Consider the following 12,045-nt stretch of genomic DNA (forward strand, 5'->3'; position numbering starts at 1 on the left):
AGGCCTTCATGCTCGAACTGCGCAACCTGTCCAAATCCTATGCCAGCGGCCGTCCGGTGCTGTCCAACCTGTCGTGGAACTTCAAGGCCGGCGAATTCGTCTCCATCATGGGCGATTCGGGCGTCGGCAAATCGACGCTGCTGAACCTCATCGCCGGCCTCGATACGCCGGACGCGGCGCCGGGCGACTCGCCCATCATCGTCGACGGCGTGCCGATGTCCGGCCTGGACGACGACGCCGCCACCAGGCTGCGGCGCGCGCGCATGGGCTTCATCTTCCAGGCCTTCCACGTGCTGCCGCATTTGACGCTGCTGCAAAACGTGGCCCTGCCGCTGCTGCTCAACGGCCTGCCGACGGAACGCGCGGCGGAAATGCTGGAGGCCGTGGGCCTGGGCGGGCGTGGCGGCGACTTCCCGCACCAGCTGTCCGGCGGCGAGATGCAGCGGGTGGCCATCGCCCGCGCGCTGGTGCACCGCCCCGCCCTGGTACTGGCCGACGAACCGACCGGCAACCTCGATCCCGATACCGCCCACAGCATCCTGACTTTGCTGCGGCGGGAAATCAAAGCCACCGGTGCGTGCGCGATCATGGTCACGCATTCGCAGCACGCGGCCGAAATGACAGACAAAGTCCTACAACTTTCAAAAACAGGGATACAAGAAACAACAAACGTCAACACGTTTAAGCAATAAACAAGATAATTTTTTTATCAAACAAGCGTATCCTTGCTCCCACGTAGTATTATTGACTCAACTTGCATGGTTATCAAGAATGTTGAGTTGCGTACCACATTCAGACCAAAAAAGTGTGGACGCTAGCCTTGCCGGGAAACGTAATTTTCTTTTCACGTTTTGAGCAAAGGAGGAGCAATCATGAACGTACGGCAAAAAAAGCTGGAACTGATCGAAGCCATGAATCGCGCTCGGGCACTGGAACCTTCCAGTTTTGTTCCGAACAAGCTTCTTGACACTTTGATCGAAAAGATGAACCTCAAAAACGATGCGGAACTTTGCAGAGTCTTAGAGGTACAACCGCCCATCATCAGCAAGATTCGGCACCGGAAGTTGGCAGTTGGCGCCACCATTTTGCTGCGTATGCATGAGAAGTCAGATATCAGCATACGGGAATTGAAGGATCTGTCGACCGCGTCCATGCACTGAACAGCCTAGCTGCTCTTGCCATGCCAGGCGCCGGCATGCGGTATCCGGCGCCCTAAATGCGCCCTGCGATCAGCCCAAACCCCGCTGAACGCCGCATTTCCCTCATCTGTCTCGCCCCTTCCACACCTTGCAATTCGATACCCATCGACAATAAATCAGGCCTATACTGATCTGCGGCTCCCCTATTCACGTTGTTCCCGAAAGGAAAACATCATGAAGTGGTTCTACGATCTGAATATCGCCACCAAACTGGTCGCGTCCTTCCTGATAGTCCTGGGCCTGATGCTGGCCAATGGCGTCATCTCGATAGTCAACATGGGGACCATCAACGGCTCCACCCTGGACCTGTACAACAACTGGCTGCCCAGCGTGCGCGCGGTCATGACGGTCAAGTCCGACCTGCTGCTGGTGCGCCGCTGGGAACTGTCGTCCTTCCTCTACAGCGAAGGGCCGGACCGCACCCGGATCCAGGGCAATCTGTCCGCCGCCATCGCCACGCTCAAGAAGGACGCCGCCGTCTACGCCGCGCAGGTGTCCGAGCCGGAGGAGAAGCGCGTGTACGCCGAGATGACCAAGTCCATGGCCGGCTATCTGTCCTCGAATGAAAAAATCATGGCCCTGCTGGCGGCCGGCCCGGAGAAGACCGAGGACGCCAAGGCCCTGCTGGCCGGCGACTCGGCGCGGCAGTTGGGAGAAGTGAGCACGCAGATCGACCAGCTGGTCAAGGTCAACCTCGATGGCGCCGACCAATCGGGAGCGACGGCGGCCAGCATCTTCGCCAGCTCACGCCTGTGGACCGTGGCGCTGCTGGTGGCTGCCATCCTGCTTGGACTGGTGCTGGCGGTCTGGGTGGCGCGCATCATCGCGCGGCCGCTGCGCACCGCGCTGGACGTGGCGCAGCAGGTGGCCAAGGGCGACCTGACGTCGTCGATCGAAGTCGAATCGGCCGACGAAACGGGACAGCTGATGCAGGCGCTGCGCGACATGAACGACAACCTGCTGCGCATCGTCGGCCAGGTGCGCCACAGCACCGACGAAATCGCGACCGCTTGCGGCGAGATCGCCACCGGTAACCTGGACCTGTCCGCGCGCACCGAGCAGCAAGCCAGTTCGCTCGAGGAGACGGCCAGTTCGATGGAGGAGTTGACGTCCACCGTCAAGCACAACGCCGACAACGCGCGCCAGGCCAACCAGCTGGCGGCCAGCGCCACCAGCGTGGCGGCCAAGGGCGGCGATGTGGTGTCTCAGGTGGTCGACACCATGAACTCGATCAACGACTCGTCGCGCAAGATCGTCGACATCATCGCCGTCATCGACGGCATCGCGTTCCAGACCAATATCCTTGCGCTGAACGCGGCGGTTGAAGCGGCGCGCGCGGGCGAACAGGGTCGCGGGTTTGCGGTGGTGGCGTCGGAGGTGCGCAACCTCGCGCAGCGCTCGGCCAGCGCGGCCAAGGAGATCAAGGCGCTGATCGACAATTCGGTCGGCCAGGTCACCATCGGCAATCGCCTGGTGGGTGAAGCCGGCACCACGATGACGGAGATCGTCGAAAGCGTGCGGCGCGTCAGCGACATCATGGGCGAGATCAGTTCCGCCACGCGCGAGCAGACCGAGGGAATAGAGCAGATCAACCAGGCGGTGTCGCAGATGGACGCGGTGACGCAGCAGAACGCAGCGCTGGTGGAGGAAGCCGCAGCTGCGGCGGGCAGCCTGCAGCAACAGGCCGAACACCTCACCGCCGCCGTGCAGGTGTTCAAGCTGCATGCGGAACCGGCCGCGCGGCCTGGCCTCGCGAGCGCGCGCCGCAAGCCGGCGCTGCTGGCCGGATAGGCAAGGCGGGCTAGCGAGCTTGCGGGCTCGCTGGCTCTGGCTCTGGCTCTGGCTCGCGCCAGGCTAGCACTTCTCGTACTTCCAGTTGCGCGCCTTGCCTTCGGCGATCCACTCGACTGCCTGCTCGCGCCTGCGGGTGCGGGTCGCCTCGGTCTTGGCCTCGGCGATCCATTCCGCGTAGTCGCGCTTCTTGCTTGGGCTGAAGGCTTCGAAGTGCTGGTATGCCACCGGCACTTCCTTCAGCGCGGCGGTCAGGTCGTCGGGGATGACCAGCGCGCGCGGCTCGGCGGACTTCGCTCGCGCCGGCGCGGCGATGCCTTCGTCGTTCAGCTTCATCGCCTTCTTGATGTAACCGGTGAGGACCTTCTTGGACGGCAGGTCCTTGACCGACTCGATGCGGCCGAACTGCCCCATCGCCTCGCGGTTGGCCTCATCGGCCATCAACAGCTCGCCCTTCCAGAAACCCAGCGCGCAGTGGGCCTTGAAGGCCGACATCCCGCACAGCATGCCCTTGTACATAAAGTGCGGGAAGCTCCACTTCATCGTCTCCTCCACTTCCGGACAGGCCTCGTGGACGATGGCGCGCAGGTGCTTGAGGATGGGCTGCGCAAATTCGGCGGACTTGGCGATGTAGGCGTCAACGCGCGGATCGATGGTGGGCATGACGATGCTCGGCTGGTTGTTGTTTTCCTCAATATACCAAATACTCGGGATGGCGCCTGGCCATTTCGCTTTCCAGCTGGTTGACGTAGGCAAAATTCGGCAGCGTCGGCGCGATGCGGCGGCCGATGTCCCAACTACGCCACGCCGCCGGCATATCGAAGCGCATGATCATCAAATCGCCCATGTCCTTCCAGGCGCCGCCCAGCACCGGATTGGCCTCCAGCACATCGGCGAACAACTGGCTGGATTCGTTGAACTGCCGCAGCCTGGCGCGGTTGTTCGCTTCGAACAGCTTCAATACGTAAGCCTTGCGCGGCGCCTGGCTGCGCAGGCCGGACAAGGTCTTCACGGCCGCCACAACCTCCTCCTGCTTGGTGACCTTGGTCGCGCTGAAGGCCAGGCTGACCGGAACGCTGGCGCGCACCTGCTCCAGCTGCGCCGGCGTAAAGGTCAGCATCGGCGCGCCGGTGGACAGCGTGCACTCAATCCGGCCGAGCATCGTATCCAGCAGTTGGTCTTCGCGGTAGGCAGCCTCGGTGTCGCAGGGATGCGCGGCGCGCAAGGCGTCCAGCTGCTGCGGCGTCTGCGCCGCCATGCGGTCGACCAGCGCCTCCAGCGCGCCTTGCGCCGGCGCGGCCTGGCGCGGTGCGTAGCCTTGCAGCGTAAAGGCCGGCGGGGATGCGCTCTGCACCTTTTCCACATCCAGGCGGACCGTCGCGGGGGCCAGCGAGGTATTGGTGGTGAAGGTCAGGCTGTCGGGAATCACGCCGCCCTCGGCCAGCTTGGCCAGCACTTGCGGATGGATGGATTGCACGTAGCGCAGCAGCTGCGCGAAGTGGGCCACATCGCGCGCGCCGGGTTGTGCGCCATGTTTGCTCCATGCCGCCAATGGAATGCCTTCGCTAGTGAAGCGCAGCGTGTCGCCGCTGGTGGAGGCGTCGATGACGGTGGCGCTATCCTCGGCCAGCGTCAGTTCCTGCTCAAGGTCCACTTTGCGGGCCGGCTTGAAATCGGGGATTGCCGCCTTGGCCATCGCGGCGTTCATGCCGATACGGCTGCGCATCTCGAAGACCCGGAAGCCGAGGGTGTCGTACAGCGAGTAGTCGACATAGGTTTTGTTCACGTCGTCCAGCACCACGCGGCGGCGGTTCTTGAAATCGTAGACCGTCGTCAGGTTGCCGGATTTGGCCGCGATGTAATCGTCGGCCAGCGTGACGAAGGCCGTGGTCTTGCTGTCCGCCGGCAGATTGCTTGCGGACTTGGTCGGTTCGAAATGCACGGACGTGGTGACTTGCAGCGTGACCGCCGCGTGACAGCTTGCGCTGGCGGCCAAGGCCAACACGGCCAACAACTGATTGGGATTCATGACTGTCCGTTCAGGGCTGCAAAGAGATCATGCTAACGTCTTTGCATTACATAGTTTGTAACATTTTGTTATGCGCGCCGCCCGGCGGAATTCGCGAACTATACTCAGCTTCATGAGACCTCTATCATTTTCCCTGGCCGCCTGCGGCGCCCTGCTTGCCGGTTGCGCCGCGACCGGCGGCGGCGGCGGCGCCGGTCCGTCCGCCGTCAAGCCCGAGCAGCTCAGCGGAGCGCTGAACCGCGTTAGCTGGGGCGTCAACCTGGGCACCTACCAGCAGGCCGAAAAAATCGGCTACGACGCCTGGCTGGAACAGCAGCTGCATCCCGGCGCCGCGCGCCTGCCCGCCGCCGCGCAGGCGCAGATCGACGCGATGACCATCACCCGCAAGCCGCTGCCGCAGTTGAACCAGGACCTGGACCAGCAGCGCAAGGACGCCGACAAGACCGCCGACGACGACCAGAAGAAAGCCGCGCAGCAGGCCTACCAGCAGGAGTTGAACCGCATCGCCAAGGAAGCGGCCACGCGCTCGCTGCTGCGCGACCTGTACTCGCCCAACCAGCTGCAGGAGCAGATGACGTGGTTCTGGATGAACCACTTCAACGTCCATCAAGGCAAGAGCAACCTGCGCGTGCTGGTCGGCGACTACGAGGACACGGCGGTGCGCGCGCACGCGCTGGGCAAATTCCGCGACCTGCTGTCCGCCACGCTGCGCCATCCGGCCATGATCCGCTACCTGGACAACGAGCAGAACGCCGCCGGCCATATCAACGAAAACTACGCGCGCGAGCTGATGGAGCTGCACACGCTGGGCGTGGACGGCGGCTACAGCCAGCGCGACGTGCAGGAACTGGCGCGCATCCTCACCGGGGTCGGCGTCAACATGGGCACCAATACGCCGGGCGTGAAGAAGGAACTGCAAGCGCAGTATGTGCGCCAAGGGCTGTTTGAATTCAACCCGAACCGCCACGATTACGGCAACAAGGAATTCCTCGGCCAGACCGTCAAGGGACGAGGCCTGGCCGAAGTGGACGAAGCGCTGGACCGCCTGTGCCGCCACCCGGCCACCGCGCATTTCATCAGCCGCAAGCTGGCGCTCTACTTCGTCGCCGACGAAGCGCCGCCGGCGCTGGTGGAGCGCATGGCGGCCACCTTCCAGTCCACCGACGGCGACATCGCCGCCGTGCTGCGCACCATGTTCACGTCGGCCGAATTCGCGCAGTCGCTGGGCCGCAAGTTCAAGGACCCTGTGCATTACGTGGTGTCCGCCGTGCGCCTGGCCTACGACGACAAGGTGGTGCTCAACACCGGCCCGATGCTGTACTGGCTCAATCGCATGGCCGAGCCGCTGTACGGCCGCCAGACGCCGGACGGCTACCAGCTCACGCAATCCGGCTGGGCCAGTCCGGGCCAGATGACGACCCGCTTCGAGATCGCCAAGGCCATCGGCTCCGGCAACGCGGGCCTGTTCAAGACCGACGGCCCGCAGGCGCAGGAACGCGCCGCCTTCCCGCAGCTGGCCAACGCGCTGTACTACCAGTCGCTGCAAAAGACCATCAGTCCCGCCACCCGCCAGGTGCTGGACCAGGCCACGTCGCCGCAGGAATGGAACACGTTCCTACTGTCGTCGCCCGAATTGATGCACCGCTAAGGAACCGCACCATGCAACGCCGCACCCTGCTCAAATCCCTGTCCGCGCTGGCGCTGCCCGCGATGGCGGGCAATCTGTGGGCCGCACCGGCCGGCAAATCCCGGCTGCTGTTCGTCTTCATGCGCGGTGGCTACGACGCCGCCAGCCTGCTGGTGCCGATATCGAGCCAGTTCTACTACCAGGCGCGCCCCAACATCGCCGTGCCCAAGCCCAGCGCCGAACTCAATTCCGCCCTGCCCATCGACAGCGACTGGGGCCTGCACCCCGCCCTGCGCGACAGCATCTACCCGCTGTTCACGGCCGGGCAGGCGGCGTTCGTGCCCTTCGCCGGCACCGAGGACATCTCGCGCAGCCACTTCGAAACCCAGGACAGCATCGAGCTCGGACAAGCGCTGGACCGCACGCGCGACTACCGCTCCGGCTTCCTCAACCGGCTGGCGCAGACGCTCACCGCCGACCGTGCCAGTGCCATCTCCTTCACCGACCAGCTGCCGTTGATCATGCAGGGCGGCGTGCAGCTGCCGAACATGGCGCTGCGTTCCATCGCCAAGCCTTCGGTCGATGCGCGCCAGGCCAAACTGATCGCCGCCATGTACGACGGCACGCCGCTGTCGCAGCCGGTGCGCGACGGCTTCGCGGTGCGCGAGGACGTGATGAAGGAAATGATCGGCGAGATGGACGCGGCCAACCGCAACGCCATCACCGCCAAGGGCTTCGAGCTGGAGGCGCGCCGCATCGCCAAACTGATGAAGGACAAATACAACATCGGCTTCGTCGACGTCGGCGGCTGGGACACCCACGTCGGCCAGGGCGGCGCCACCGGCTACCTGGCCGGCCGGCTGGACGAACTGGGACGCGGCCTGGCCGGCTTCGCGCAGGAGATGGGACCGGACTGGAAGGACACGGTGGTGATCGTGGTCAGCGAGTTCGGGCGCACCTTCCGCGAAAACGGCAACCGCGGCACCGACCACGGTCACGGCTCGGTGTACTGGGTGCTGGGCGGCGGCGTCCAGGGCGGCAAGGTGCGCGGCGAGCAGATACGCGTGGAGCAGGCCACGCTGTTCCAGAACCGCGACTACCCGGTGCTCAACGAATACCGCGCCATGTTCGGCGGCCTGCTGTCGCGCATGTACGGCCTCAATGCCGGACAGGTCGAACACATCTTCGGCACCAGGGGCCGCGACATCGGCCTTGTCTGAGCGCGGCCCCGCGCTAGTGGGTCCGCAGCCACGCGGTGGCGCCGTCGGCCGGCAGCGCGACGGAATACAGATGCCCCTGCAGCGCGCCGCATCCCAAGGCCTCTAGAAAGTGCGCCTGCTCCTGGCTCTCCACACCTTCGGCGATCACGTCCAGGCGCAGGTTGTGCGCCAGCTCGATGACGCTACGGGCCACCGCGTTGGCGTCGTCGTTGTCCGGCACACCGTGCAGAAAACTCTTATCCAGCTTGATGGTCGTCACCGGCAGCGTGCGCAGGTAGCTGAGCGAGGAATAACCGGTGCCGAAATCGTCGAGCGACAGCAGGAAGCCACGCTGCCGCAAGCGCTTGATGACGTTGCTGCCGTTGCGTTCCAGCTCGATCGCATCGCGTTCGGTCAGTTCGACCTCCACCTCGCAGGGCTCCAGGCGGCAGTCCCGCAGCGCGCGCTCGGTGCGGTCCAGATAGCCGGGATCGAGCAGCTCCTTGGCGCAGGTGTTGATGCAGATGCGCAGTTCGGACAGGCCGGCCTCCCGCCAGCGCCGCAACTGCCCGCAGGCTTGCCGGAACACCCAGGCACCCAGATCGGGCAGCATGCCGCTTTCCTGCGCCAGTTCGATGATGTACTCGACCGGATGCGCCGCCAGCCTGCCGGGCACGCGCAGCAACGCCTCCATGGCGATGGTGCGGCCGCTGGCGCAGTCGATGATCGGCTGGTAGGCCAGCCAGAACGATTTGGCCCGCATCAGGGAGCGCAGCTCGCCGTGGTCGGAATTCTTGCGGTGCGCGACCTCGTCCAGCTCGGCCGTGTAGTAGTGGTAGCAGTTGCGGCCGGAATTCTTCGCGTGGTACAGCGCCAGGTCGGCCCGTTTCAGCAGCTCGTCCGGCTCGGCCGCGTCGTTCGGACACACGGCGATGCCGACGCTGGCGCTGATGCGGGCTTCGCGCTCGCCGATCAGGAAAGGCCGGGCCAGTTCGGACAGCAGTTTTTCCGCCAGCATGCCGCCGACCGCCGGCGTGGGCGCATGCAGCTGCAGCAGGCCGAATTCATCGCCGCCCAGCCGCGCGATGAAATCGCTTTCCCGGCTGGCCGCGCGCAGGCGCTGGGCGGCCTGCCGCAGCAGCAGGTCGCCCGCGTGATGGCCCAGCATATCGTTGACCTGCTTGAACTGGTCCAGGTCTATCATCAGCAGCAGCAACAGCTGACCGGTGCGGCCGGCCAGCGCCACCATCTCCGCCCGGTGCGCGTCGAAGGCGGCGCGGTTGGCCAGGCCCGTCAACACATCGATGCTGGCCAGGCGGCTGATCTCATCCTGCGCCAGCTTGCGATCGGTGATGTCGCGCAGGATCTTCAGGTAGCCGATCAACTGTCCCTGCTCGTCCGGGATGGGCGTCAGCACGCCGTCGGCCCAGAACAGCGAGCGATCCTTGCGCAGGTGCCAGCGATAGTCGGCCGCGCGGCCGCAAATGGCGGCGGTCTCCATCTCGCGCAGGTGCTCGTTCTGCGCCCGGTCCGCCTCGGTGAAGATGCGCTCGATGCCTCGGCCGCTGATCTCAGCGGCGGTATAGCCGAAGATCAGCTCCGCGCCGACATTCCAGCTGTCGACGGCGCCGTGCCTGTCGACCGTGAAGATCGCGAAGTCGCGAACGTTCTGGTAGATCTGCCTGAGCAGGATATCTGAAGTCAGCGACGTGTTCATGGCGGGCCGCCCAAAACAGGTTTGACCGGCCGGGCGCCAGACAGTTCACCGTCAGGGCGATGGCGATGGCAGGGCCAGGCGCCGCCGCAGGCGCTCCAGCGCGCGCATGAAGAGCTCCGGCTCGCCGGCCGCGCGCGCCAGCACCAGCGCGCCCTGGATGGCGCCGACCGTATCCTCGGCCAGCGCCTGCGCGGTGTCGGCGTCGTGGCCGGCGCGTTCCAGCGCGTCGGCCAGCGCGGCCACCCACTCGGCGAAGTAGCCCTGCACCTTGAGCGTGAAACGGTCGCGCTCATGGCCCAGCGCGAACACCCCCACCAGGCACACCTTGCGGCCCGACTCGAAGTAACGGCCGACCGCGACGAACATCCGCTCTATCCCCTGCGCCGCGTCGGCGGCGGAGCGCAGCGGCTGGAACACCTGATCGCGGAACCAGCCGTCGATCTCGGCCAGCACGGCATCCGCCATCTCGTCTTTACCGCCGGGGAAAAAGTTATAGATGCTGCCCTTGCCCAGCTTGGTGCCCTCGGAGATACGGGTCAGGCTCGCGCCTTCGAAGCCGTAAGTCCGGAACACTTCCGCCAGCAGCGGGATCACATCGCCGCGTTCAACCGTCGTTCTTGCCATGTCTGCTTTCTTTTTTAGAATCCGAAATCGCTCAAGCCCGGATGATCGGCCGGACGCGGGCCGTTCAGGTCCCAGTGGAACTTGCGGTCGGCCGCCGCGATCGGCGCTTCATTGATGCTGGCCAGGCGGTGGCGCATCAAGCCGTCTTCGGCGAATTCCCAGTTCTCGTTGCCGTAGGCGCGATACCACTGGCCGGAGTCGTCATGGTATTCGTAGGCGAAGCGAACTGCAATGCGGTTGCCCTCATATGCCCACAATTCCTTGATCAGGCGATATTCGAGCTCGCGCGTCCATTTGCGCGTCAGCAGGCCGACGATGGCGGCGCGGCCGGTGACGAATTCGGCGCGGTTGCGCCAGCGGCAGTCCTCGGTGTAGGCCAGCGAGACCTTTTCCGGGTTGCGCGTGTTCCAGCCATCTTCGGCCAGGCGGACTTTCTGGATCGCGGTTTCAAGGGTGAACGGAGGGAGAGGTGGACGTGTCATTTGATTACCTTTTCATGTTGTTTGTACCGATCGGTACAAACGAAGTGTAGTCCTCGCCCTGAACGATTGCAAGCGGTTTTTTGTCGCCGAGCCGTCACAAACGGCTGTTAGCATAACTGCATTCCAATTTAACAATGGAGCAGTCATGCGCATCCCTACCTTGATGGCACTCGCGCTGGGCGCCGCCGCGTTGGTCCCGGCCCACGCCGCCGACAACTGGAAGCTCGCCGGCGTCGACAACTTCTACATGCACACGCCGGCGCCCGATTCCTTCACCGGCCTGTATCGCAGCCAGGGCATGGCCACCGACGGCAAGCAATGGTTCTTCTCGTGGCAGTATGGCCTGGAACGGGCCGACGACAACTTCGACTCCCTGCAGCGCAATTCCTCGCTCACGCTGGCCGGCGGCCTCAAACCCGGCATCCCGGCCGCGCTGATGGCGCAAGGCCTGAACCACATCGGCGACATCGATTACCACAACGGCATCATCTACGCCTCGCTCGACTCCACGGCCGGCTACACCAAGCCGCATGTGGCGCTGTTCAACGCCTCGGACCTGAGCTACACCGGCAAGACCTATGCGCTGGGCGGCACGCCGGCCAATCCGAACAAGGACCTGGCCAGTTGGGTCGCGGTGGACGCCAGGCGCGGCGTCGGCTACGGCAAGGAATGGCAGAACGGGAACACCATCAACGTCTACAATCTGGACGACTGGAGCTTCAGCCACACGATCACGCTGGCCGCGCCGCTGGCGCGCATCCAGGGCGCGAAGGTGATCGGCGACTGGCTGTATATGGCCTCGGACAATGACACCCAATCGATCTACCGCAGCAACCTGCTGACCGGCGCGGTGGAGGAGGTACTGCGCCTTCCGCAGCCTTTGGGCGACCTGGAAATGGAAGGACTGGCGCTGCGCGAAGGCGCCAACGGCGCGCTGGACATGTACATCGAACAGGTGGTGGACCCGGACCGCAGCGGCCAGTCGCTGACCAATCCCAACCTGCACCTGGCGCTGTACCACTACCAACTGGCGCCGGTGCCAGAACCGGCGACGTATGCGATGCTGCTGGCCGGCGCCGGCCTGCTGGCCATGCGCCGCCGGCGCGCGCAGAAGGCTTAAGCGAACAACTCCCGCCCCAGCTGCCGGCCGCTAATGGTCAGCAGCACGGTGCCGGCGACGCCGCCCTCCTCCAGCCGCACCTCGACCCAGCCGGCATCGGCCAGCAGCGTCAATTGGCGCCGCAGCACCGACATCGGACGTTCCGATTGCTTGCTCAATTTGGCGAGCGTGCATGGCTTGTCCGGCCACTCCGCATCGATGCGCCACAGCGTTTCCAGCACGCCCACCAGCGCGGCGATCACCTCGTTATCCATACA

General features: G+C 64.7%; 12 protein-coding genes. 6 read left to right on the forward strand and 6 right to left on the reverse strand.

Annotated features, from left to right (window positions below):
• Positions 1-8 precede the first annotated feature (8 nt).
• The 3 genes from ACUJB0_RS25785 to ACUJB0_RS25795 all read left to right on the forward strand — a co-directional run bounded on the left by ACUJB0_RS25785 (position 9) and on the right by ACUJB0_RS25795 (position 2,990).
• Positions 9-692 (forward strand): ABC transporter ATP-binding protein, encoded by a 684-nt coding sequence (locus tag ACUJB0_RS25785; RefSeq protein WP_444847732.1) that lies wholly within the window; start codon positions 9-11, stop codon positions 690-692.
• A gap of 180 nt (positions 693-872) precedes the next feature.
• Positions 873-1,160 carry a hypothetical protein gene (locus tag ACUJB0_RS25790; protein ID WP_008447145.1) on the forward strand — a complete coding sequence of 96 codons (288 nt, stop codon included), beginning with the start codon at positions 873-875 and terminating at the stop codon, positions 1,158-1,160.
• Between the two features lie 213 nt (positions 1,161-1,373).
• Positions 1,374-2,990, forward strand: coding sequence for a methyl-accepting chemotaxis protein (locus ACUJB0_RS25795; protein WP_444847733.1), 1,617 nt, complete (start codon positions 1,374-1,376; stop codon positions 2,988-2,990).
• A gap of 63 nt (positions 2,991-3,053) precedes the next feature.
• Here ACUJB0_RS25795 and ACUJB0_RS25800 read toward each other — a convergent pair whose 3' ends face one another.
• Positions 3,054-3,653: a YdeI/OmpD-associated family protein gene (locus ACUJB0_RS25800; protein ID WP_444847734.1), complete on the reverse strand. Its 600-nt coding sequence runs from the start codon at positions 3,651-3,653 to the stop codon at positions 3,054-3,056.
• 28 nt (positions 3,654-3,681) lie between these two features.
• Complete coding sequence (locus tag ACUJB0_RS25805; protein ID WP_444847735.1) at positions 3,682-5,019, reverse strand: hypothetical protein; 1,338 nt, start codon at positions 5,017-5,019, stop codon at positions 3,682-3,684.
• 112 nt (positions 5,020-5,131) lie between these two features.
• On the opposite strand from ACUJB0_RS25805, the gene ACUJB0_RS25810 reads away from it, so the two are divergent.
• Both ACUJB0_RS25810 and ACUJB0_RS25815 read left to right on the forward strand, forming a co-directional pair.
• Positions 5,132-6,667 carry a DUF1800 domain-containing protein gene (locus tag ACUJB0_RS25810; protein WP_444847736.1) on the forward strand — a complete coding sequence of 512 codons (1,536 nt, stop codon included), beginning with the start codon at positions 5,132-5,134 and terminating at the stop codon, positions 6,665-6,667.
• A gap of 11 nt (positions 6,668-6,678) precedes the next feature.
• Entirely contained in the window at positions 6,679-7,866 is a 1,188-nt protein-coding gene (locus tag ACUJB0_RS25815) for a DUF1501 domain-containing protein (RefSeq protein ID WP_444847737.1), read from the forward strand.
• Positions 7,867-7,879: 13 nt separating this feature from the next.
• On the opposite strand, the gene ACUJB0_RS25820 is transcribed toward ACUJB0_RS25815, so the two are convergent.
• From ACUJB0_RS25820 to ACUJB0_RS25830, 3 genes are read right to left on the reverse strand one after another with little or no spacing between them, the layout of a single operon-like run.
• Complete coding sequence (locus ACUJB0_RS25820) at positions 7,880-9,562, reverse strand: putative bifunctional diguanylate cyclase/phosphodiesterase (RefSeq protein WP_444847738.1); 1,683 nt, start codon at positions 9,560-9,562, stop codon at positions 7,880-7,882.
• Between the two features lie 51 nt (positions 9,563-9,613).
• Positions 9,614-10,186 carry a TetR/AcrR family transcriptional regulator gene (locus ACUJB0_RS25825; protein ID WP_444847739.1) on the reverse strand — a complete coding sequence of 191 codons (573 nt, stop codon included), beginning with the start codon at positions 10,184-10,186 and terminating at the stop codon, positions 9,614-9,616.
• A gap of 14 nt (positions 10,187-10,200) precedes the next feature.
• Positions 10,201-10,668: a nuclear transport factor 2 family protein gene (locus ACUJB0_RS25830; RefSeq protein WP_444847740.1), complete on the reverse strand. Its 468-nt coding sequence runs from the start codon at positions 10,666-10,668 to the stop codon at positions 10,201-10,203.
• 145 nt (positions 10,669-10,813) lie between these two features.
• Here ACUJB0_RS25830 and ACUJB0_RS25835 point away from each other — a divergent pair, with 145 nt between their 5' ends.
• Positions 10,814-11,788 (forward strand): PEP-CTERM sorting domain-containing protein, encoded by a 975-nt coding sequence (locus ACUJB0_RS25835; RefSeq protein ID WP_444847741.1) that lies wholly within the window; start codon positions 10,814-10,816, stop codon positions 11,786-11,788.
• Here ACUJB0_RS25835 and ACUJB0_RS25840 read toward each other — a convergent pair.
• Positions 11,785-12,042, reverse strand: coding sequence for an ArsR family transcriptional regulator (locus ACUJB0_RS25840; RefSeq protein ID WP_444847742.1), 258 nt, complete (start codon positions 12,040-12,042; stop codon positions 11,785-11,787). The genes ACUJB0_RS25835 and ACUJB0_RS25840 overlap by 4 nt on opposite strands.
• Positions 12,043-12,045 lie beyond the last annotated feature (3 nt).

Origin of the sequence: Duganella caerulea, from assembly GCF_040362985.1 — a bacterium.
GTDB classification, from domain to species: domain Bacteria; phylum Pseudomonadota; class Gammaproteobacteria; order Burkholderiales; family Burkholderiaceae_D; genus Rugamonas; species Rugamonas vulcania.

Bases quoted from the DNA above. Each gene is read 5' to 3' on its own strand.
- ACUJB0_RS25785 (WP_444847732.1), top strand. From the start codon at position 9: ATGCTCGAACTGCGCAACCTGTCCAAATCCTATGCCAGCGGCCGTCCG.
- ACUJB0_RS25790 (WP_008447145.1), top strand. From the start codon at position 873: ATGAACGTACGGCAAAAAAAGCTGGAACTGATCGAAGCCATGAATCGC.
- ACUJB0_RS25795 (WP_444847733.1), top strand. From the start codon at position 1,374: ATGAAGTGGTTCTACGATCTGAATATCGCCACCAAACTGGTCGCGTCC.
- ACUJB0_RS25800 (WP_444847734.1), bottom strand. From the start codon at position 3,653: ATGCCCACCATCGATCCGCGCGTTGACGCCTACATCGCCAAGTCCGCC.
- ACUJB0_RS25805 (WP_444847735.1), bottom strand. From the start codon at position 5,019: ATGAATCCCAATCAGTTGTTGGCCGTGTTGGCCTTGGCCGCCAGCGCA.
- ACUJB0_RS25810 (WP_444847736.1), top strand. From the start codon at position 5,132: ATGAGACCTCTATCATTTTCCCTGGCCGCCTGCGGCGCCCTGCTTGCC.
- ACUJB0_RS25815 (WP_444847737.1), top strand. From the start codon at position 6,679: ATGCAACGCCGCACCCTGCTCAAATCCCTGTCCGCGCTGGCGCTGCCC.
- ACUJB0_RS25820 (WP_444847738.1), bottom strand. From the start codon at position 9,562: ATGAACACGTCGCTGACTTCAGATATCCTGCTCAGGCAGATCTACCAG.
- ACUJB0_RS25825 (WP_444847739.1), bottom strand. From the start codon at position 10,186: ATGGCAAGAACGACGGTTGAACGCGGCGATGTGATCCCGCTGCTGGCG.
- ACUJB0_RS25830 (WP_444847740.1), bottom strand. From the start codon at position 10,668: ATGACACGTCCACCTCTCCCTCCGTTCACCCTTGAAACCGCGATCCAG.
- ACUJB0_RS25835 (WP_444847741.1), top strand. From the start codon at position 10,814: ATGCGCATCCCTACCTTGATGGCACTCGCGCTGGGCGCCGCCGCGTTG.
- ACUJB0_RS25840 (WP_444847742.1), bottom strand. From the start codon at position 12,042: ATGGATAACGAGGTGATCGCCGCGCTGGTGGGCGTGCTGGAAACGCTG.